Here is a 20,214-nt window from a genome sequence, read left to right as displayed (position 1 = left end):
TACTATTTTTAAAATATTATTATTATGGCCACTGTTGATCAACTTTCTTCACAAGAGGCAATTGCACTAGAAGACAAGCATGGAGCACACAATTATCACCCACTTCCTGTGGTTTTAAGTAAGGGAGAAGGCGTTTATGTGTGGGACGTAGAAGGAAAAAAATACTACGACTTTCTATCTGCTTATTCTGCTGTAAACCAGGGACACTGTCACCCACGCATTGTAAATGCAATGACAGAACAAGCAAAAACACTTACGCTTACTTCGCGTGCGTTTTACAACGATACCTTAGGACCGTACGAAAAATACGCTACAGAGTATTTTGACTTTGATAAGCTATTACCTATGAATACGGGAGCAGAGGCTGTAGAGACAGCTATAAAGCTTGCGCGAAAATGGGCTTACGAGAAAAAAGGTGTAGAAGAGCATGAAGCTCAGATTATTGTATGTGAAAATAACTTTCACGGAAGAACAACGACCATAATTTCTTTTTCTAACGATGAAGGTGCTCGTAAAAACTTCGGACCATATACTCCAGGATTTATTAAAATACCTTATGATGATGTTGATGCGCTAGAAAATGCTCTTAAGTCACATAAAAATATTGCAGGTTTTCTAGTAGAACCTATCCAAGGCGAAGCAGGTGTGTATACTCCAGCAGATGATTATATGCGTAAGGCGCAAGCTTTGTGTAATAAGCATGAAGTACTTTTTATAGCTGATGAAATTCAAACAGGAATTGCAAGAACTGGTGGTTTACTCGCAGTTTGTGGTAATTGTTCTTGTGAGTCTCATTGTGAGAAGCAAGAGGATACCTATGCACAACCTGATATTTTAATATTAGGAAAAGCACTTTCTGGTGGAGCTTATCCAGTATCTGCCGTGCTAGCAAATGATCACATCATGGAGGTTATAAAGCCAGGGCAGCATGGTTCTACCTTTGGTGGAAATCCTATTGCTGGAGCAGTAGCAACAGCGGCATTAGAAGTTGTAAGGGATGAACACCTTATACAGAACGCTCGTAAACTAGGAACAATTTTCCGTGAGAAGATGCAGGAGTTTGTAGATTCAAGTTCTATCGCAACTTTAGTGCGTGGTCGAGGTTTATTAAATGCAGTAGTGATTAACGATACAGAAGATAGCTCAACGGCTTGGGATATATGTATAGCGCTTCGTGATAATGGACTTCTTGCAAAACCAACACATGGTAACATTATTCGTTTTGCTCCACCATTAGTAATGAATGAAAAACAATTATTAGAGTGTACTGATATTATTATCAACACACTTAAGCAGTTTGAAAAGTAGATCTTTTTGATTTAAAATATAAAGCCGTTAGGATTATGAATCCTAACGGCTTTTTTGCTTTCATGATTTGGCAAAAAAAACACGTCGTGAGACGTGTTTATGTGTTTGTTGTATAGAACAACTATGATGCCATTCCAGCTTGTTCCATTTGTTGTTGTTGCCATTCTTGTAAACCTTCCATTCCTCCGAACATAACGAGCATTATAACTATCATTAATAGTGTCAGCACACCTAAAACTAAACCAATAATAGCGATAATTCTTGCAGTTTTAAGCTGTCCATAATTATCATAGCTATCAGGTGATAGTAAGTATGTTTTCTTGTCTTTGTTTGCTAAAAATAAGCCTATTCCAGAGAGTAGAACTCCTCCTATTCCCCAAGAGAAGCAGCAAGCTATGAATGATACAATCCCTAATACTAGAGATATGGTTACATTAGGCAGTTTACGATTTTCCATTTTAATGTTTGATGTTTAGTTAATTGATTAGTTAGTCATTTTTATTGTGTAGCTAATGATGATAGTAGCGACCGTCAATATAGCTAAAAATATTACACCTTTATTTGCAAATTTTAAATTTGTAAACTGATTGAGCATTAAAAAACCCAACAATGCTATCAAAGGATAGATTGCTGGGTACATGTAAAATGCTTCTATAAATTCTCCTTTAAAAAGGAGAGAAATGGATCTTTGAATACCGCAGCCCATACATTCAAATCCTAAATATTTTTTATTCAGGCAGGGCAACATGTATTGATCCATAGGTGTCTTTTAATTTACGATACTAATTTTACGACCTTTTGTAAGGCCATCACGAGTTGTAAATTTAACTACATATATTCCTGTTGCCAAGTTTCTTGTAGGAAAAGTATATTCACTCTGGCCACCTAGGTTTATTTCATTAAAGATCTTTTTTCCAGATAGATCAAATAAAGTTACATCCTCAACAACAATATTATTTGGGTTATAAATTTCAAGTTGGTTGTTAATGTTGTTCTGTATAATGGTAAAAGATTCAAGAACGCTCTCTTCAATAAATGGATCTTGTTCGTTTACCGCTATGTCAACAGTTTCATCTGCTACATCAGTATTATCTGTTGTCTCCTCTTCAGTTGTTTCTTCTTCCTCAGTAGTTTCATCTTCCTCTTGCGATGCTGATGTAGTAAAACGAATAAAGAATCTATCATCATAAACACCATCCTCAAGCATCATAAGAACTTCTTCACCTAGGATAGAATGATATGATTCTGTTTCCATATCAACTAAGAAAACATTGTTGTACTCAAATGCTTCTGTGTAGTGTACTGCAAACTTAAATTCTGTAGGTCCTGAAGCTTTTATAGATAAAGGAATCCATTGGTATTCATCTTTTGGTACAGCATTGATTACGTAGTTGTTAACATCTTCAATTACAAAAGCAACGTCTGACCCTAAGTTGTCGACAGTTGGTGCATCCATTGCGACATCATAACCTTCTGTAGCGTTGTCTAAGAAAGCAATTCCCAGTTCTCGTGAATATGTGTCATTGATTCCAGCTGATAATTTTATGTGACTTGTAACACCCAGATTATTTACATCTGGATAATATACAGATACTCCTACTCCTGGGGTTTGCTCTTCATTTTGAGATGATTGTGAAGATCTAAAATCAGAATTATTTCCCTCTCGTACAAATACTCTCTGGCTATTATTAAAAGAAATTAATTCTGGAACTCCTGGAGTACTTTCATCTTGTACTTCGGCGCCTGTCACAAAAAAGCCTTGACCCACTGGTGAAAATCTTCTTTCATAAGATATAGCTACTTGTGGATTTGAAGTATCTGTATCACTTCCCGGTATTTGAGCTCCACTTTCATCATACATATAAAATACAGCATTCATATATAATCCATTACTGTTAAGTGAACCTAATGGCGAGTATGTACCGTAACCTCCTTGATAATCTACTAAGTAATGAGACATCACAGCTGGATTACTATCCCAAAAGTAGGCCATTCCATTAATCACACTTTTTCTAGTAAAGCTTACGTTTTCACCTCCTACATTTTCAGAGTATGTAACGGGATCACCAGAGGCTCTAGAGTTTTGTAGTAAAAAATAATTGAGGTCTAATGAAGATGAGTATGGATTTCCTACTAATGTTTGTACAGGTGATGAAGGGTCTAATGTTGGTCCCACTTCTATATTAATATCGCCATTGTTTGGTCTTCCTCTAAAATCGTAACGTTGTGCATTACCAGGGTTATTTTGCAATTGACCAATTTCTGTTGCAATCTCAGTTGCATCTGTTCCCGATACACCTTTCATCGTAAAGCCATAACCAGCATCTAGTTCTCCAGTATTTGTAATATGATCCCAAGCACCGTAATTTGTACCAGATTTATATGACCATAGCCAATAATTTGCAATTTGTAGAGTGTTTGGACTAACCACTCCATCAAATCCAGATATACCAAGTGCAGGGTTACTAATAGTTACAGAAGTCGGTAAGAAAAAAACACTCTCAATAAATCCACTTGATCCATCTTTAAAAGAAAATACTCCATTTCCATCAGGAGCAGGAGAGTTTGCTCCATTACGAGAAATTCCAACTGGAGAGCCCCATACATTATAATCAAAGTTGTTTACCGTACCTTCTTGAAAGATTGATATTTCTCCCGTTCCTTTATTAATTTTACTAACAGTTCCTTCTCCTTGAAGGAGCTGGGCGTTGTTTCGCAGCGCAATATTAGGTATACCTTCAGTTGTGCCATTTGCGAGAGTTCTATTAGACTCCAATTCGACATCGTTTTCAACATAAATGAAAGTATCGTTTACAAAAACATAAGATGCATCTGTGGTTGTAGGCTTCACAAAAAGTTGTGCATGAGCAGAGAATCCTAGAGAGAGTACTGCTACAAGGAGTAGATTTTTCATAATTTAAACTTTACACTTAGTTATAACTTGGGGTCAAACTTAGTCAAATGTAGATAGGACAGCTTAAGCACTATACTTTTCTGCTTAATTTTCGATAGATTGTATATTTTTACCGACTAAAAACCTATTCGACTGTAAATTTATGAAATTAGGAGATCAAGTGCAAGCGTTAGACGATGATTTTGAGGGCGTTGTGGTGTATATAAAAGATGATGAAGTTTCGGTAGAAGATGAGGATGGCTTTATATCCTATTTTCGCGAAAGCGAGCTTATACCAGCAGTTTCTAAGAGTATGAGAGCAGCACTTTCTGTAGTGCCAGATTCTGTGATTTCAGAAAAAGAAGAGGCAAAAAGAAAGAAAGCAATAAAGGTAAATCCTAAAGAGCGCAATGCTCCCATGTTTGAGGTGGATTTACATATCCATAAGTTAGTCGATAGGGAACGCGGTATGAGTAATTATGAAATTCTTACCGTTCAACTCGATACTGCAACCAGACAATTAGAATTTGCTATCAAAAAGCGTATCCCTAAGATGGTTTTCATACATGGAGTGGGAGAAGGAGTGCTCCGTGAGGAGCTCTACACACTACTTCGTAGGTATGATAATCTTAGGTTTTATGATGCGGATTTTCAGAAGTATGGAGTAGGAGCTACCGAAGTCTATATTTTTCAGAATACGTAATTTAATTAAACACTGGGGTATCTTTTATTGAAACATCACCTGCGGAGTATGTTCCTAGTAGTTGTAATGTCTCATTTCGCAATTCTTCCTGGTTAGCAGGGTTAATAAGTACTGTATTAGTAATCGTGATATCTAGCGTTAAATCTGATATAAAGTATTCGTTTTCACGATAGACGTCTACAACAGTTTCTACAGTTATATTTGGGTTTAAGTAATCTGGAACTGTTGGAAAATCAAGATCAGATTTATCATTATTTGGGTTTAAGTCTCTGTTTAGGTCTTCGTTTCTTGTAAGAATCCCATCGCCATCATCGTCGTCATCAAGATAATCTGGAATCATATCTCCGTCTGTATCGCGGGATAACATCAAATCTATCGCTGTCTCATCTTCATTTAAAACTACACCCTCAAGTCTAGTAGGTACATTATCTCCATCATCATCAAAATCTAAGTAATCAAGAATTCCGTCAAGATCTGTATCTAGTAAAAGTGTAGGGTCTTCTATTTCTGTAGGTATAGCATCTGCGTCGCTTTCTGTACCGCTAGAAAATATTTCTACCAGACCATCTGTACTTATAAACTCTTCTTGAACTAAAGGACTTGTAGGCGGTATCGCATTACAAAAGTAATTGCTTGGATCTCCATTAAATACGCGGTATGAGTATTGATCTGTTCCAGAAAGTAATATAGAATATGAAGTATTTACCTCTTCAAATAAAGGCTCATCTGTTTCAAATTGTAAAGCAAGCGCCTCATTAGTGCTAGACTTAGTTTTATAAAACACATAGTTAGTAACATCACTTACATTCTCACATCGTTGTAACTCAACATCGTCAAAATCAAGTTCCGTAACAATAACGTCGCCGTCATCACATGACACGATCAAAAATATAAGAGCAAGTAAAAGCGTGAGCTTCTTCATAGTTATAATGTTTAGTGCAAAAATAGGGCAAAGTGATTGAAATACGCTTTCGCGAAAATGTTATTTACTTTTTAAAAAGCAGCTATTAGAATTGTCGTTCAGCTCTGCAAATTCTAATAACCAAATAGGCACCTATCGAGCAGTCTCGAGTTATTTTGGTTATTTTTGTACGCAAATCCCTAATGAGTAACGCTTATGTCTAAGGTTTATTTTGATAACGCAGCCACCACGCAAATAAGAGAGGAAGTACTTGACCGTATTATGCAAGTAATGCGTGATGTTTCTGGAAATCCATCCTCTACACATGCTGTAGGTCGCAGTGCTAAAAGTATTGTAGAAAATGCTCGTAAGACAGTAGCTAAGATTCTAAATGTATCTGCTGGAGAAATATTCTTCACTTCTGGTGGTACAGAAGCAGATAACCTTGTAATAAATAGCGCAGCACGCGATTTAGGAATACAACGCATAATTACTTCGCGCATCGAGCACCATGCTGTACTTCATGCAGCCGAAGAGGCAGCACGTACTAATAACATCAAATTAGAGTATGTAAACCTCAAGAACTGTGGGACACCAGATGAGAAGCATCTAGAAGAAATGCTAAGATCGAGTGAAGAGAAAACGCTTGTGAGTTTAATGCATGTTAATAATGAAGTAGGTAATATGATTGATATAGAAGCTGTGGCGACTATGTGTAAGTCATATGGAGCATTAGTGCATAGTGACATGGTACAAAGTATAGGTCATTATAATATAGACCTACAGAAGATACCTGTAGATTATATTGCCGCAGCTGCTCACAAATTTCACGGTCCTAAAGGAGTAGGGTTTGCCTTTGTGAGAAAAAATAGTGGCCTACGACCTTTAATTTATGGAGGTTCTCAAGAAAGAGGATTAAGAGCTGGAACAGAAGGAGTTCATAATATTGCAGGATTAGAAACGGCAATGGAGTATGCTTATAAAAATCTTGAAGAGGAAAGCGCTTATGTGAAGGGTATAAAAGACTATTTCGCCGAAAGGCTACAAGAAGAAATTCCTGAAGCTAAGCTTAACGGTAATTGTTCTAACTCAGAAAAAAGTACGTACACCTTACTTAATGTTTGTTTACCTATAGCCTCAGAAAAAGCACTTTTACTATTATTTCAACTAGATATGAAAGGCATATCTTGTTCTAAAGGAAGTGCTTGTCAAAGTGGTAGCGATAAAGGCTCACATGTGTTACAAGAAATTCTATCTGGAGAAGATTTAGGAAAGCCTAGTGTGCGATTTTCATTCTCAAAATATAACACCAAAGCCGACGTGGATTATGTAATCCATATCTTAAAAGAATTTCTAGAAGGCGTTCCTGCTTAGTTTAGAACTTTGCAGACATTCTTATATTAAATACCCTAGGTGATAGAAAGTTAGGGATTGCAAATTGTTGTCTCGTACTAGCATCTCTTACAAAGGTATTTGTAATCGAGTTTTGTCTATCAAAAATATTATAGATTTCAAACCCTGCCGTTAAATCTTTAAATACATGAAGCCAGTGTCTTTTTGGGTACGGTTTTGTTGCGTCTGTGATTACATAATTTATACCTATATCTGATCTAAAGTAATCTCGTAATCTCGGTAACTCCGCAAATTGATATGGATCTGCATAACTTGGGGATCCTCCAGGGAGCCCTGTTTGATACACCATATTGATATATAATTTAAGGCTTGGTATGCTCGGGGCATAATCTTGAAATAAGAAAGCAACCTTTAATCGCTGGTCTGTAGGTCGAGGTATGTAACCTTGATTATCTATATTTTCTTCTGTGCGTAATACACCCAAGCTTATCCAACTCTCAGTTCCTGGCACAAACTCTCCATTAAGTCTTGTATCAAGACCGTACGATCGAGCAGTAGCATTATTAGTAGCTCTATATCGTATACGTACATTTTCTAACGTATATGGATTTACGTCTGTAAGTCCTTTGTAGTAAGCTTCTGTAACTAGTTTAAAAGGACGCTTCCACATATTAAAGCTCCAATCGTGTCCAGCTACAATATGATAAGATTTTTGAGCTTTTACTTGTGGGCGTACTTGACCTAGTGAATCTCTTAACTCACGATAAAGGGGAGGTTGTGCATAAAGCCCTCCTGAAAGTCTAAAAATCATATCCTCATTCCCGCCAGGTTTTAAGCTAATTTGAGCTCTAGGGCTCACAATCCTTTGTGTATTGCTTTCTATGCCTTCACCACTTACTGTCCATTGTTGTGCCCGTACTCCTACATTAATCCACACTTCACGTTCTCCCCAATCTATTCTTTTACTGTATTGACCATAAGCAGAGATGCGGTCTATTTGTACATCATTTCTAGCTCTGATATTTGTAAAGGGTTCAAGAGGAGCGTCAAAAGCTTCATAAGGTTGCTGGTTTATAAAATTACCTATGGGAGGTCTAATTGAAAAGCCAGCCGAATCTATTACTTCATATTCTTCGAGACGGTCGCGTATATCCTCCCTAGTATATTTAATTCCCCAATCTATCTGATCATCATTTTTTAAGTAGGTTCCTTTGTGCTCCAGATTAATAAAGAGCGCATCAAGATCATTACGTGCATGAGTAAGTTGAGACCCTATACCTTGAGTAAATTCTACTTCTCCTAGATTTTCATCTCCTATATTAGTGTTAGGTCTTCCCAAACGGTAATTTGCAAAAATGTCAAAATACTCTTGTTCTTGTGTGTGATATGCAGAGCCTAATAGCTTTAGAGCAGTATGCTCATTAAGCTCGTAGGTTCCTTTTAATGCTCCAAAGTAGGTCTCATACTTATCTTTTTCTTGGCCTTCATAAAAAACAATAAGCGCTATAGGATCTGCTAAGGTTCCAAAATTAGTCTGCCTTGTAAGTGGCTCATAATCGTATTTGTTTACAGCAATATTACCTAGAAAGTCCAATTGGAATTTATTTGAAAACTTATAGGTCAAAAAGGTCTGTGCGTCAAAAAAGCGAGGTCTAAAATTTGTTTCTGTCTGCTTTGCATCTACAAGCAAGCTATTGTCTCTATAACGTACTCCTGCTAGTGCTGTAAAACGTCCGTCTTTTGTGATTCCCTCACCAGAGATACTTCCTCCTAGTAAACTTGCGTCTACACTAGCTGCAAAACCTGTAGGTCTCCTATAGCTTATATCTAAAACAGAGGATAATTTGTCTCCATATTTTGCCTGAAAGCCACCGGCACTAAATGCCACATTTTGAACAAGATCACTATTTACAAAACTCAATCCTTCTTGTTGTCCAGATCTTACTAAGAAAGGTCTGTATACTTCAATCTCATTTACATATACAAGGTTCTCATCAAAGTTTCCACCACGTACAGAGTATTGTGTACTTAATTCGTTATTGTTGCTTACACCTGGTAAGGATTTTAATAAATTTTCTACCCCAGCGTTTGCTCCGGGTGTTTTTCTAATAACTTCTGGAGATATGGTAACAACACCCTCAACGCGTTGTTGTGTTGTTGCGGTTATAATTACTGTTCCTAGCTGCTCTACGTCTGCTTTTAACACTGGATTAAACTCCACTTCAGCATTAGGAGAGAGGTTAAAAGGTTGCGATATTTTCTTAAAACCTACATAGGTAAAGTTTATAGTTAGTTTCTCACCAGAAGGTATTTCTAGTATGTAAAAACCATTATCATTTGTAGTTGTTCCATCCGTTCCATAAGAAACAGAAACCCCAGGAACCGGAGTATTTCTATCATCAACCACAATACCGCGTATAGTTGCGGTTTGCGCTAGACTAGTAGCAGTTGTGACTAGAAGTATAAATAGTAGGAGTAGGTAGTTGTTTTTCAAAAGGCAGATTTTCTAAAGAAAGTAGTTTCAAATGTAGTGTTATTTCCCACATTGTCAGTTACAATCAGTTTTAAGTTGTTTTCTGTGTCTGTTACCACATTGTCATTAAAGTCATGAGTAAGGAGCTTAGTCTTTGGGTCATACTCGAGTAGAATATACTTTCCATTTACAGTAGCCCTATAGCCTTTAATGCCGCTAGTAAGATCTGTTATTTCAAATTTGAGATATCTGTATTTAGACATCCATTTTCCCTTTGTAATATTCACAGCTTTTACGATTGGTGAATCCGTATCTTTTCCTATTGTATAGTCGCCTAGTATACGAGTACTTATCTGTAGCTTATTATCCTTAATTCTTGTGTTGCTATAATACACGTCTCCTTTGTATCCTATTCTACCTAAATATAGCTTATCGCGGTCTTCTTCATTATAACTAGACAAGTCATAAGAGATAGCAATATTCTTATGCACTGGTACTAGATCTTCGTGCAGTGTAAGTTTATCCCCCTCTGTTCTTAAGTTGAGAAAAGTATCTTCGTATAACGCTCCCTTTGGTATATAAACTTCAAATTTGCCATCATTATACGTGTATCCTTGATCACTATAGACATAATCTTCTATCCCTTTTCTGTCAGCAGGTGTTATCGTTTCTTTTTTACCAGTGATAGGTACGTTAATGATTACGTTATTACCTGCATAGTCACGCACATTTATTTGATATTGATAAGAGAGACTATCTCCTATATTCAGCACACCATTATCCACTTGCTTAGTGTAGATACTTAAAGGGTTGTTTTTTTCTATAAATAATTTTTGAACTCTTTTACGCTTGTCCTTGTAGAGACTATAATCAATCATTCGGTTGAGGTAGCGAGTCTCTGCAAATGAAAATTTATCCATAGTTACTTCAAAGTTTTCTTGACCATTAACAGCTGTGGTAATGGCATAAATACCATTTTTATTATTGGCTAAATCTTGTTGGTCTATGGTACCTATTGCAAATCCTATTTCTCCATATGCATTGAGATTTTCGGCGAGGTAGCTGCCATCAGGTTTTTGTGTGAGTCTCACAGACACTGGACTTGCATTTTGATTAATAGATGCATTTTCTCCTACAGGGTACGCGCGTAGCTCATTAATAGTAGGTTTACGCGTGTCTTTCGCTGTAAGTCCAAATAAAAACGGATTCATAGGGCGTTCATTTGCATCTCTTATTTCAAAATGTAAATGCGGTCCGCCGCTGCTTCCAGTATTACCACTATATGCTAGAATTTCACCTTGACCAATTTCTAGTTCGCCTTTTTTAGGGAAAAGCTCTATCTCAAAGCTTTCTTTTTTATACTGTGCATTTTTTACAAATTCTTCTATTTCATCACAGAATTTTTGCAGGTGTCCGTAAACGGTAGTGTATCCATTAGGATGAGTAACATAAATGGCCTTCCCATAACCGTAGTGCGATATCTTAATGCGTGTAACCGTACCAGCCGCCGATGCATAAACTGGAAGTCCTTCTCTTCTTTGTGTTTTTAAATCTAAACCACTATGAAAGTGATTACTCCTCAATTCTCCAAAACTTCCGGCAAGGACAAGCTGACCGTCCAGCGGATTAACAAAATAGTCTTGAGGTATATCTTGCTGTGAGAATAGAAGCGTGCTTGTTACTATAAATAATGTAAAGGATAAAATACTTTTAATCATAAAGGCTAATGTAGGTAATCAAGTAATAAAATAAAATCTAGATGTATGTTATTAGTACGCTTTCGCGAAAGCGTAAAAAGAAAATTACTCTTCTATAACGAAGCTGGTTGTAAATTCTTGTGATAACGAGAAGTAGCCTAAGATAAAAGCATCTGGTCTGTTTACGTTATCAAACTGGTCTATGTTATCTATGTCAGTTACATTAAGAAAGTTTCCTCTTACGGTGGCGGTAGGAGTTTGAAAAGGTCCATTATCTCCCTGCTGACTTTGTTCTACGAGACCATTCATGTAGTTGAAAAAGTCTTCTGTAGCTCCCAGAATACTAATGTTTACTTCGTCTCCCGTTGCAATACCAGTATCTTCTGCATCATAAAAATAAGAGAACTCAAATTGTTGTCCCTCATAAAAACGATCTTCCGTAGGTAAGAATTCATTAAAGCCGAAATCAAAAAGATAATAGTTTTCTTGAGCTTCAATATCTGTAAATGCAATAATCACTTCTTTATCATCTTCGTCAAATAGTCCTCCATCGCCCTGAGTGACAGAATCAATAGGAGAAGAAGGCGCAAATGAAGTTCTTGCTAGGTATAGTTGATCTTGGTAGGTTACATATAATAGAAACTCACTATCATCTATGAGCCAGTTAGTGACAATTTTATTGTCTGACACAGGAGAAGTTGTCGTGCTGAAAGGGCGATACAGTCCAGGTGACCCAGGAATAGCTTCATAGGGAACAGTGCTGCCATCGTCTTCTTTTCTTAATTCTAGATTTTCTACTGAGGCAGGCTCAATAGCTCCAAAAAATGAAGATGATAAAGAAACCTTTATGGTTGCATCTGTTAGATTTTGTGCTGTATCAATTCTAATAAGTGCATCTACTATAAGTCTTGGTGCTTCATTTTCTAGATCTACATCTACTACATCTTCACAAGAAGTAGCGATGAAAAGCAGTACGAGTATGGAAAATAAATATTTCATATTCTTAAAATTTGAAATTATAAGTTACTGCTGGTATTGCCCCAAAAATAGAAGTTCTAATAGCTTCATTGTTTCCAGTTTCTGCATTTTGCCTAAAGTTAATTGAAGCAGCATTTCGACGATTATAGGCATTATAAAGACTAAAAACCCACTCGGATTTCCATGAGCGACCTTCATTTGCACTAGGAGTTAGTGTAGCGCTTAAGTCTAGTCTATGGTAAGATGGCAATCGTTGTTCATTGCGAGGACCATATGTTGGGATTACTATTCCTTGAAACTCAAATTGTCCTACAGGGAAATTTGTAGGCTGTCCTGTTTGAAAAAGAAAGTTACTACCAAATTTCCACTTCTTACTGAGCTCATAGCTTAGATTCATAGAGATGTCATGAGTTTTGTCATAAGGAGTGTTATACCACTGCCCTCTATTTATACCTAGCTCATTCTCATTTCTGCCCGGAGTACGTTGCTCAGATTTTGAGAGCGTGTATGCTATAAATCCTTTAAGGTCACCATCATTTTTTCTCAATAAGAACTCTAGGCCGTAAGCTCTTGCTTCACCTTGTAATACTACCTGCTCGATGGCATCATTTGCGATAAGTTGTGCGCCATCAATATAATCTACTCTACCATCTATATTTTTATAAAAAGCCTCAGTTTCTAGGGTGTACTCTGTGTCTTTTACTTCAAAATTCTTAAAATATCCCAAAGCATATTGATCTAGTTTTTGAGGTTGTACAAATTGCCCACTAGGAGTCCATATGTCTAGAGGAGTAGGGGAGCTTGTATTTGATAATAAATGAAGATATTGAACTAGTCGCGTGTAACTTGCTTTTATAGAAGTGTCGTCATTAAACGCATAAGATGCAGCGATACGTGGCTCTAGTGAGTTAAAGGTAGCTAGTTTATCACTTCTTGATAAAGAAGTGTTTGTTTCAATAGGATCTTCACTTTTATAAATCAATAGAAACGGATCAAAAGTGACAGGTTGATTATCTCTATATATATTAATCTCATCTTGACCAAGACGAGTAAAATTACTATAACGTAACCCGTACTCCACAGTGAAGTCTTTAGATAGTTTGTGCTCAACATCTACGTATGCAGCAAACTCATTTGCATACTTCTTTGTGAGTTGCTCTTCTATAATGCCAGAATCTGGTCCATTAGGTTTTATACGTCCAGGATTAAATGTGTAGTATAGATTATTAATCCCAGAGTAAATCTTCATCTTATCATTTAAGTAATGAGTAAGATCATACTTGAGGTTAATGTTGTTGATGCCTGAGTTCCACTCAAATCCTACAAAGTCAAGATCTAAACCATAATAATAGTCACTATAAATCAGGGAGGCGTTAGAAAATAATTTATCAGAAAAGATGTGATTCCATCGTAAGTTTCCTACGGCATTTCCATAGACATTTTTAAAACTGTCATCTATACTAAAGAGGTCTCTACCGAAGTATCCAGAAAGATATAGACTATTGTTGTCGTTTATGTTATAGTTAATCTTAGTGTTGAGGTCGTAAAAGTATGCCTTGTTGTCTATATCAAATAAGGGTAAAAATAAATGAGCATATGATGCTCTTCCTCCTAGTAGAAACGCAGCTTTGTCTTTTACAATAGGTCCTTCTACAAGTAATCTACTTGCTACAGCGCCTATTCCTCCGCTTACTTTTACATTTTTGCTATTACCTTCTTTTTGATAAATATCTAGTACAGAAGAGACGCGACCACCATAACGTGCAGGGATTCCGCCTTTATATAGCTTTAAATCTTTAATCGCATCAGGGTTAAACACTGAGAAAAATCCAAAGAGGTGAGAGGAGTTGAATATGGTAGCCTCATCAAGAAGTATCAAATTTTGATCTGCCGCACCACCGCGCACGTTAAATCCAGAGGCACCTTCGCCAGCACTTGTAACTCCAGGGAGTAATAAAATCGCTTTAATAACATCTGCCTCTCCTAGTACTACGGGAATTTGTTTAATAGTAGCCGAACTTAAAGCGTTTACACTCATTTGGGGTTTGCGTATACGTACTCGTTCTACTTTTTCTTCTAAGATAACTTCATTGAGTAGCTCTTCAGAAGGTGTTAGTTTAAAATTGCGACGTATATCACTTGTAAGATTAACAGTCTCAATTACATCTTTAAATCCTAGATAGCTTACTTGTAATTGATAGGTTCCTTCGGGTAGCGTTATGGAATAGAATCCATAAGAATTTGTCACTACGCCATCGCTTAATTCCGGAAATAGGATACTCACACCAATTAAGGTTTCATTACTTGAGTTATCGGTGATTGTTCCACTTAGTGTATACTTTTCTTGTCCCAGTGAAAGTTGAGTAACCCCTATGAGAAAGAGTAAAGTAAAGAACTTTTTCATGTTATAGTTTTGAGTAAAGCTAACCACAATTCTTTAATTAAACTTGTTAAAAAAAATGAAAGCCTCTTCTGTTTAGAAGAGGCTTTTAAGTGATTTTGTACGCTTTCGCGAAAGCGTTATAATCTAATCAATAATTGCATTAAATGTAGCACTAGGTCTCATGGCTGCAAATGTTTTCTCACTGCTTACGCTGTAATAACCATCTATATTTTGAGGCTCACCTTGTGCGGCATTTAGTTCGTTAATAATCGTATGCTCGTTTTCTTCCATGGTTTTTGCTATAGGTGCAAACTCTGAAGCTAGGTCAGCATTTACAGTCTGTGCAGCAAGGCCTTGTGCCCAGTAAAGTGCAAGATAAAAGTGACTACCACGGTTATCTAGCTCGTTTACTTTACGAGAAGGAGACTTTCTATTTTCTAAGAATTTAATTGTCGCTTCATCCAGCGTGTCTGCAAGAACTTGAGCACGATCATTACCACGGCTAGTTGCTACATGCTCTAGAGATACTGCTAGTGCTAAGAATTCTCCAAGAGAATCCCAACGCAGGTGACCCTCTTCTAGAAACTGCTGGATATGCTTAGGAGCAGATCCTCCAGCGCCAGTTTCAAATAAACCTCCACCATTCATAAGAGGAACGATAGATAGCATCTTTGCACTAGTTCCTACTTCTAGAATAGGGAATAAATCTGTGTTATAATCACGAAGTACATTTCCTGTTACAGAGATAGTGTCTTGTCCATTCTTGATACGTTCTAAAGAGAAACGTGTAGCAAGTACAGGAGACATGATTTGTATATCAAGACCATCAGTATCGTGATCTTTAAGGTAAAGATTTACTTTCTTGATAAGTTGTGCATCATGAGCTCTCTCTTGATCTAACCAGAATATAGCTGGTACACCAGTCGCTCTTGCACGACTTACGGCAAGCTTAACCCAGTCACGTATAGGAGCATCTTTTACCTGGCACATTCTCCAGATATCTCCTTCTTCTACCTTGTGTTCTGTTAGTGTATTTCCAGCGTCATCTACTGTACGTACTACTCCAGCTGCTGGTATTTCAAAAGTTTTGTCGTGAGATCCATATTCTTCGGCTTTTTGAGCCATAAGACCTACGTTAGGAACTGTACCCATTGTTGTAGGGTCAAAAGCTCCATGTTTTTTACAGAAATCTATCGTTTCTTGGAAAACCCCAGCATAACTACTATCTGGAATTACCGCTTTTGTGTCTTGTTGTTTTCCTTCTGCATTCCACATTTGTCCAGATGCACGTATCATTGCTGGCATAGATGCATCAATAATAACATCACTAGGAACGTGTAGGTTTGTAATTCCTTTATCAGAATTTACCATTGCAAGATCTGGTCTTGCATCATAACAAGCTTTTATAGCAGCAAGGATTTCTTCTTTTTCTGAAGATGGTAATTCGTCAATTTTAGAAACTAAGTCTCCAAATCCATTATTTACATCTACTCCTAATTTATCAAAAGTAGCTCCGTACTTCTCAAATACTGGTGCAAAAAACACACGTACTGCGTGTCCAAATATTTTAGGGTCAGAAACCTTCATCATAGTCGCCTTCATGTGAAGGGAGAAAAGGATGTTTTTCTCTTTTGCATCTACTACTTGCTCTTCAAGGAAAGAAATTAAAGCTTTCTTCTCCATGAGGGAAGCGTCTATAATTTCTTCTGCTAGTACTGGTGTATTAGCTTTAAGAATAGTAATAGTTCCATCTGTAGCTACATGTTCAATGCGAACATTTCCAGCTTCTTGAATAGTAACAGATTTTTCATTGTTTCTAAAGTCTCCATGAGACATTGTCGAAACATGTGTTTTAGAATCTGCACTCCATGCGCCCATACTGTGTGGGTTGTTTCTCGCATATTGCTTCACTGGCTTAGGAGCTCTACGGTCTGAGTTACCTTCACGTAATACTGGGTTTACAGCACTACCTAATACTTTTGCATATCTAGCACGTATTGATTTCTCCTCGTCAGTTTTTGGCTCTTCTGGAAAATCTGGAATATCGTATCCATCACTTTGTAATTCCTTTATAGCAGCCGTAAGCTGAGGTATAGAGGCAGAGATGTTTGGAAGTTTGATAATATTTGCTTCTGGTTGCTTTGCTAGTTCTCCTAGCGCAAGCAATGCATCTTCTTGTTTTTGATCTTCCGTAAGGTTGTCTGGGAAATTTGCAACGATACGACCAGCTAGAGAAATATCCACTAGCTCCATGTCAATATTAGAAGACTGGGTAAAACGTTTTATAATAGGGAGGAATGAATGCGTCGCAAGCATAGGAGCTTCATCCGTAAGTGTATACTTTATAGTGGTCTTTTCTGTCGCCATTTAGAAGGTATTTGTTTAGTAAATCTATTGAAAATCACTCGTAAGTCGAGCCTAGCAAATATACCAAATCACTAAGGTTACTTGCAATGCTTAGGTGCGCGAATACACTCAGAATTATTAAGAATATTGTATTTAACTATACATTAAATTCATTTAAGCATTTAAAGTAGATGAATAATACTTTTTTGAAGTTATATAAAGTATAAGATGGTGTTGATTTTGGTTGTGTAACAAGATGCTAATACTAGTATCTGTGTTTGTTGTGTAGCATATGAGCAGAGGAGTTTAGTTTGAGGAGAAGGGCAGTGGCTTTGATATTTCTTATCAACGACTAGATGGAGATTCTAATTAGTGAGAAAGATGATAACAGTATTTGACTTGATTAATTAACCTGTCTTATTCTAAGCTGAGTGGTAGATATACGCTTAATTTTCATCTCTTGTAAGATGTTTTTATGCTAACATAAATCCAAAAAAAAAGCTCCATCGTTATGATGGAGCTTTTTGATAATATATTGTGGTAGCTTAAGCGCCACGTCTTTCTTTAATACGAGCTTTCTTACCAGTAAGACCTCTAAAGTAAAAGATACGTGCACGACGTACAATACCTTTCTTGTTTATTTCAATCTTTTGGATTGCAGGAAGGTTAAGTGGGAATACACGTTCCACACCAACAGTACCAGACATTTTACGGATTGTAAATGTTTGAGTTCTTCCAGTTCCTCTTAATTGAATCACAACTCCTCTAAAGAACTGTGTTCTACTTTTTTCACCTTCCTTAATTTCATAAAATACAGTAATTGTATCTCCTGCTGAAAAAGTTGGGAAATCATTTTTTGGGATGAATTCGTCTTGTACGAATTTTACTAAATCTTCCATTTCTATGGATATTAAAGTGGTTTTACGTTAGGGCAACATTCACGAATATCGTCAGAGGTTAGCCTAATCAGTTGCAAGAATTTCTTGCGGTATTAATCTTAATATGTAAAAGTAGTAGAGAGGTTTTGCTTTCGCGAAAGCGTAAGTTATACTTATCTACTTCTTAAATAACAAAAGAACCCCTATAGAAATATAGAAGTTCTCTGTATATCATAATCGTAGTGCTATTATAGCGCTGCTACGTGCTTTGCAAGCTTAGATTTTAGGTTAGCTGCTTTGTTATCATGAATGATATTACGCTTAGCTAACTTGTCAATCATAGAAGCTACAGCTGGATATAAAGCCTGTGCATCTTTCTGCTCAGTCATATCGCGTAGTCTTTTGATCGCGTTACGAGTCGTTCTGTGTTGGTAACGATTTCTAAGACGCTTAGCTTCGTTGCTTCTAATTCTCTTTAAAGCTGACTTGTGATTTGCCATTATTGTTTTTTCTAGTAATTATAAAAATTGTAGCCCGTAGGGGAATCGAACCCCTCTTACATGGATGAAAACCATGCGTCCTAGCCGATAGACGAACGGGCCAGAAAAATTCTGAAGTGTTACCTTCAGAATTTATGTATTCAAAATGTGTAGCCCGTAGGGGAATCGAACCCCTCTTACATGGATGAAAACCATGCGTCCTAGCCGATAGACGAACGGGCCTAGAACAATCGCTTAAATTGCGGATGCAAAAATAAACATTTTTCTAGATGTTGCAAGACTATTTGAAACTTTTTTCAAAAAAAAATTAATATGCCTTGGCAAACAGTACTCTACGATTAGAAGGAGCGCCAGAAAAAACGCATTTTCCTTCTTCTTCAACAGCATCCATAGGTATGCATCGTATGGTTGCTTTTGTAATTTGTTTGATTTTTTCTTCAGTTTCTGCAGTGCCATCCCAATGTGCGCTCAAGAATCCACCTTTGGTCTCTAGTACTTCTTTGAATTCTTCAAAGTCATTTACAGGCGTTATATGCGTATCTCTGTAATTTTTTGCCTTAGTGTATAGGTTTTCTTGTATTTCCTTTAAAAGGTCAACTACAGTCTCTACAATATCCTCTTTGGCCACAAACTCTTTTGTGAGCGTATCGCGCCTAGCAAGTTCAACTGTTCGTTTCTCAAGGTCTTTAGGTCCTATTCCTATTCTTAAAGGAACACCCTTGAGCTCATACTCATTAAATTTCCATCCTGGTTTGTGCGTATCGCGGTTATCAAACTTTACAGAAACTCCATGAAGTTTGAGGTCTTGTACAATTTCATTCGCCACTTGAGAGATCGCATCCAGTTGTTCTTGTCCTTTATATATTGGAACGATAACCACCTGGAACGGAGCGAGATTTGGAGGTAACACAAGTCCTTGGTCATCACTATGTGTCATTATAAGCGCTCCCATAAGGCGTGTAGATACACCCCAAGAGGTAGCCCATACGTGCTCTTGTTTTCCTTGGTTTGTTGTAAATTTTACATCAAACGCTTTCGCGAAATTTTGACCTAGAAAGTGAGAGGTGCCTGCTTGAAGTGCTTTCCCATCTTGCATAAGTGCTTCGATACAAAAGGTTTCATCTGCACCGGCAAAACGTTCACTCTCTGTCTTTACACCTTTTACTACAGGGATAGCTAAGAAATTCTCAGCAAATTCTGCATAGATGTTATTCATTAATTCTGCCTCTACTAGAGCTTCTTGTTTGGTAGCGTGTGCTGTATGACCTTCTTGCCATAAGAATTCGGCAGTCCTTAAGAATAAGCGAGTACGCATTTCCCAGCGTACTACGTTTGCCCATTGATTTATTAATAATGGAAGATCTCTATATGATTGAATCCATCCTTTATATGTATTCCATATAATAGCTTCACTAGTAGGACGAACGATAAGTTCTTCCTCTAATTTTGCATTAGGATCAACAATAAGCTTGCTAGGATTATCAGGATCTGTTTTTAATCTGTAGTGAGTAACTACTGCACATTCCTTTGCAAAGCCTTCTGCATTCTTTTCTTCAGCTTCAAAAAGACTTTTGGGTACAAATAATGGGAAATATGCGTTTTCATGTCCTGTTTCTTTGAACATACGATCAAGCTCTGCTTGCATTTTTTCCCAGATAGCATATCCGTATGGTTTGATAACCATACAGCCGCGCACCGCTGAGTTTTCTGCTAGGTCTGCTTGAACTACTAATTCATTATACCATTTAGAATAATCTTCACTTCTTTTTGTGAGGTTCTTGCCCATAAAACTTGTTTTGGC

15 protein-coding genes and 2 tRNA genes are annotated in these 20,214 nt (G+C 37.0%); 3 read left to right on the top strand and 14 right to left on the bottom strand.

From position 1 onward, the window contains the following. The first annotated feature begins 24 nt into the window (after positions 1-24). Positions 25-1,308 (top strand): ornithine--oxo-acid transaminase, encoded by a 1,284-nt coding sequence (rocD, locus tag SJY37_RS15530; RefSeq protein WP_379953341.1) that lies wholly within the window; start codon positions 25-27, stop codon positions 1,306-1,308. A 121-nt stretch (positions 1,309-1,429) separates the two neighbouring features. Here rocD and SJY37_RS15525 read toward each other — a convergent pair whose 3' ends face one another. From SJY37_RS15525 to SJY37_RS15515, 3 genes are read right to left on the bottom strand one after another with little or no spacing between them, the layout of a single operon-like run. Continuing rightward, positions 1,430-1,765 carry a CCC motif membrane protein gene (locus SJY37_RS15525; protein WP_379953340.1) on the bottom strand — a complete coding sequence of 112 codons (336 nt, stop codon included), beginning with the start codon at positions 1,763-1,765 and terminating at the stop codon, positions 1,430-1,432. Between the two features lie 27 nt (positions 1,766-1,792). Further along, positions 1,793-2,068: a DUF2752 domain-containing protein gene (locus SJY37_RS15520; protein ID WP_379953338.1), complete on the bottom strand. Its 276-nt coding sequence runs from the start codon at positions 2,066-2,068 to the stop codon at positions 1,793-1,795. A gap of 9 nt (positions 2,069-2,077) precedes the next feature. Then, complete coding sequence (locus SJY37_RS15515) at positions 2,078-4,222, bottom strand: T9SS type A sorting domain-containing protein (RefSeq protein ID WP_379953336.1); 2,145 nt, start codon at positions 4,220-4,222, stop codon at positions 2,078-2,080. A gap of 142 nt (positions 4,223-4,364) precedes the next feature. Between SJY37_RS15515 and SJY37_RS15510 the strand changes: the two genes are divergently transcribed. Then, positions 4,365-4,904, top strand: a complete 540-nt coding sequence (locus SJY37_RS15510) for a Smr/MutS family protein (protein ID WP_379953335.1) — start codon at positions 4,365-4,367, stop codon at positions 4,902-4,904. Position 4,905: 1 nt separating this feature from the next. On the opposite strand, the gene SJY37_RS15505 is transcribed toward SJY37_RS15510, so the two are convergent. After that, positions 4,906-5,826, bottom strand: coding sequence for a hypothetical protein (locus SJY37_RS15505; RefSeq protein ID WP_298330716.1), 921 nt, complete (start codon positions 5,824-5,826; stop codon positions 4,906-4,908). Between the two features lie 195 nt (positions 5,827-6,021). Between SJY37_RS15505 and SJY37_RS15500 the strand changes: the two genes are divergently transcribed. Continuing rightward, on the top strand, positions 6,022-7,179 hold the full coding sequence (locus SJY37_RS15500) for a cysteine desulfurase family protein (protein ID WP_379953334.1): 1,158 nt from the start codon (positions 6,022-6,024) through the stop codon (positions 7,177-7,179). 1 nt (position 7,180) lies between these two features. Here the strand turns inward: SJY37_RS15500 and SJY37_RS15495 are convergent, their stop codons facing one another. The 10 genes from SJY37_RS15495 to proS all read right to left on the bottom strand — a co-directional run bounded on the left by SJY37_RS15495 (position 7,181) and on the right by proS (position 20,199). Beyond that, positions 7,181-9,652, bottom strand: coding sequence for a carboxypeptidase-like regulatory domain-containing protein (locus SJY37_RS15495; protein WP_379953333.1), 2,472 nt, complete (start codon positions 9,650-9,652; stop codon positions 7,181-7,183). Further along, positions 9,649-11,349, bottom strand: coding sequence for a M23 family metallopeptidase (locus SJY37_RS15490; RefSeq protein WP_379953332.1), 1,701 nt, complete (start codon positions 11,347-11,349; stop codon positions 9,649-9,651). The genes SJY37_RS15495 and SJY37_RS15490 overlap by 4 nt, the downstream gene beginning before the upstream one ends. 84 nt (positions 11,350-11,433) lie before the next feature. Continuing rightward, positions 11,434-12,327: a DUF4249 domain-containing protein gene (locus SJY37_RS15485; protein WP_379953331.1), complete on the bottom strand. Its 894-nt coding sequence runs from the start codon at positions 12,325-12,327 to the stop codon at positions 11,434-11,436. Between the two features lie 4 nt (positions 12,328-12,331). Further along, a complete protein-coding gene (locus SJY37_RS15480) occupies positions 12,332-14,710 on the bottom strand; it encodes a TonB-dependent receptor domain-containing protein (RefSeq protein WP_379953330.1) in 2,379 nt (792 codons plus the stop codon). A gap of 123 nt (positions 14,711-14,833) precedes the next feature. Then, positions 14,834-17,056 carry an NADP-dependent isocitrate dehydrogenase gene (locus tag SJY37_RS15475; protein WP_298330734.1) on the bottom strand — a complete coding sequence of 741 codons (2,223 nt, stop codon included), beginning with the start codon at positions 17,054-17,056 and terminating at the stop codon, positions 14,834-14,836. Positions 17,057-17,580: 524 nt separating this feature from the next. After that, positions 17,581-17,934 carry a 50S ribosomal protein L19 gene (rplS, locus tag SJY37_RS15470; RefSeq protein WP_013751622.1) on the bottom strand — a complete coding sequence of 118 codons (354 nt, stop codon included), beginning with the start codon at positions 17,932-17,934 and terminating at the stop codon, positions 17,581-17,583. Between the two features lie 227 nt (positions 17,935-18,161). Further along, on the bottom strand, positions 18,162-18,413 hold the full coding sequence (gene rpsT, locus SJY37_RS15465) for a 30S ribosomal protein S20 (protein ID WP_013751623.1): 252 nt from the start codon (positions 18,411-18,413) through the stop codon (positions 18,162-18,164). Between the two features lie 30 nt (positions 18,414-18,443). Then, positions 18,444-18,515, bottom strand: a tRNA-Glu gene (locus tag SJY37_RS15460). Positions 18,516-18,563: 48 nt separating this feature from the next. Continuing rightward, a tRNA-Glu gene (locus SJY37_RS15455) sits at positions 18,564-18,635 on the bottom strand. An 85-nt stretch (positions 18,636-18,720) separates the two neighbouring features. Next, positions 18,721-20,199, bottom strand: a complete 1,479-nt coding sequence (gene proS, locus SJY37_RS15450; RefSeq protein ID WP_298330739.1) for a proline--tRNA ligase — start codon at positions 20,197-20,199, stop codon at positions 18,721-18,723. Positions 20,200-20,214: the final 15 nt, after the last annotated feature.

Source organism: Dokdonia sp. R78006, assembly GCF_042466145.1.
Taxonomy (GTDB): domain Bacteria; phylum Bacteroidota; class Bacteroidia; order Flavobacteriales; family Flavobacteriaceae; genus Dokdonia.
Note: the sequence above shows the minus strand (reverse complement) of the source record. Positions and strands in the feature narration are given on the sequence as shown.

Bases quoted from the DNA above. Each gene is read 5' to 3' on its own strand.
- SJY37_RS15475 (WP_298330734.1), bottom strand. From the start codon at position 17,056: ATGGCGACAGAAAAGACCACTATAAAGTATACACTTACGGATGAAGCT.
- SJY37_RS15525 (WP_379953340.1), bottom strand. From the start codon at position 1,765: ATGGAAAATCGTAAACTGCCTAATGTAACCATATCTCTAGTATTAGGG.
- SJY37_RS15500 (WP_379953334.1), top strand. From the start codon at position 6,022: ATGTCTAAGGTTTATTTTGATAACGCAGCCACCACGCAAATAAGAGAG.
- proS (WP_298330739.1), bottom strand. From the start codon at position 20,199: ATGGGCAAGAACCTCACAAAAAGAAGTGAAGATTATTCTAAATGGTAT.
- SJY37_RS15520 (WP_379953338.1), bottom strand. From the start codon at position 2,068: ATGGATCAATACATGTTGCCCTGCCTGAATAAAAAATATTTAGGATTT.
- rocD (WP_379953341.1), top strand. From the start codon at position 25: ATGGCCACTGTTGATCAACTTTCTTCACAAGAGGCAATTGCACTAGAA.
- SJY37_RS15505 (WP_298330716.1), bottom strand. From the start codon at position 5,826: ATGAAGAAGCTCACGCTTTTACTTGCTCTTATATTTTTGATCGTGTCA.
- SJY37_RS15485 (WP_379953331.1), bottom strand. From the start codon at position 12,327: ATGAAATATTTATTTTCCATACTCGTACTGCTTTTCATCGCTACTTCT.
- rpsT (WP_013751623.1), bottom strand. From the start codon at position 18,413: ATGGCAAATCACAAGTCAGCTTTAAAGAGAATTAGAAGCAACGAAGCT.
- SJY37_RS15490 (WP_379953332.1), bottom strand. From the start codon at position 11,349: ATGATTAAAAGTATTTTATCCTTTACATTATTTATAGTAACAAGCACG.
- rplS (WP_013751622.1), bottom strand. From the start codon at position 17,934: ATGGAAGATTTAGTAAAATTCGTACAAGACGAATTCATCCCAAAAAAT.
- SJY37_RS15515 (WP_379953336.1), bottom strand. From the start codon at position 4,222: ATGAAAAATCTACTCCTTGTAGCAGTACTCTCTCTAGGATTCTCTGCT.
- SJY37_RS15510 (WP_379953335.1), top strand. From the start codon at position 4,365: ATGAAATTAGGAGATCAAGTGCAAGCGTTAGACGATGATTTTGAGGGC.
- SJY37_RS15480 (WP_379953330.1), bottom strand. From the start codon at position 14,710: ATGAAAAAGTTCTTTACTTTACTCTTTCTCATAGGGGTTACTCAACTT.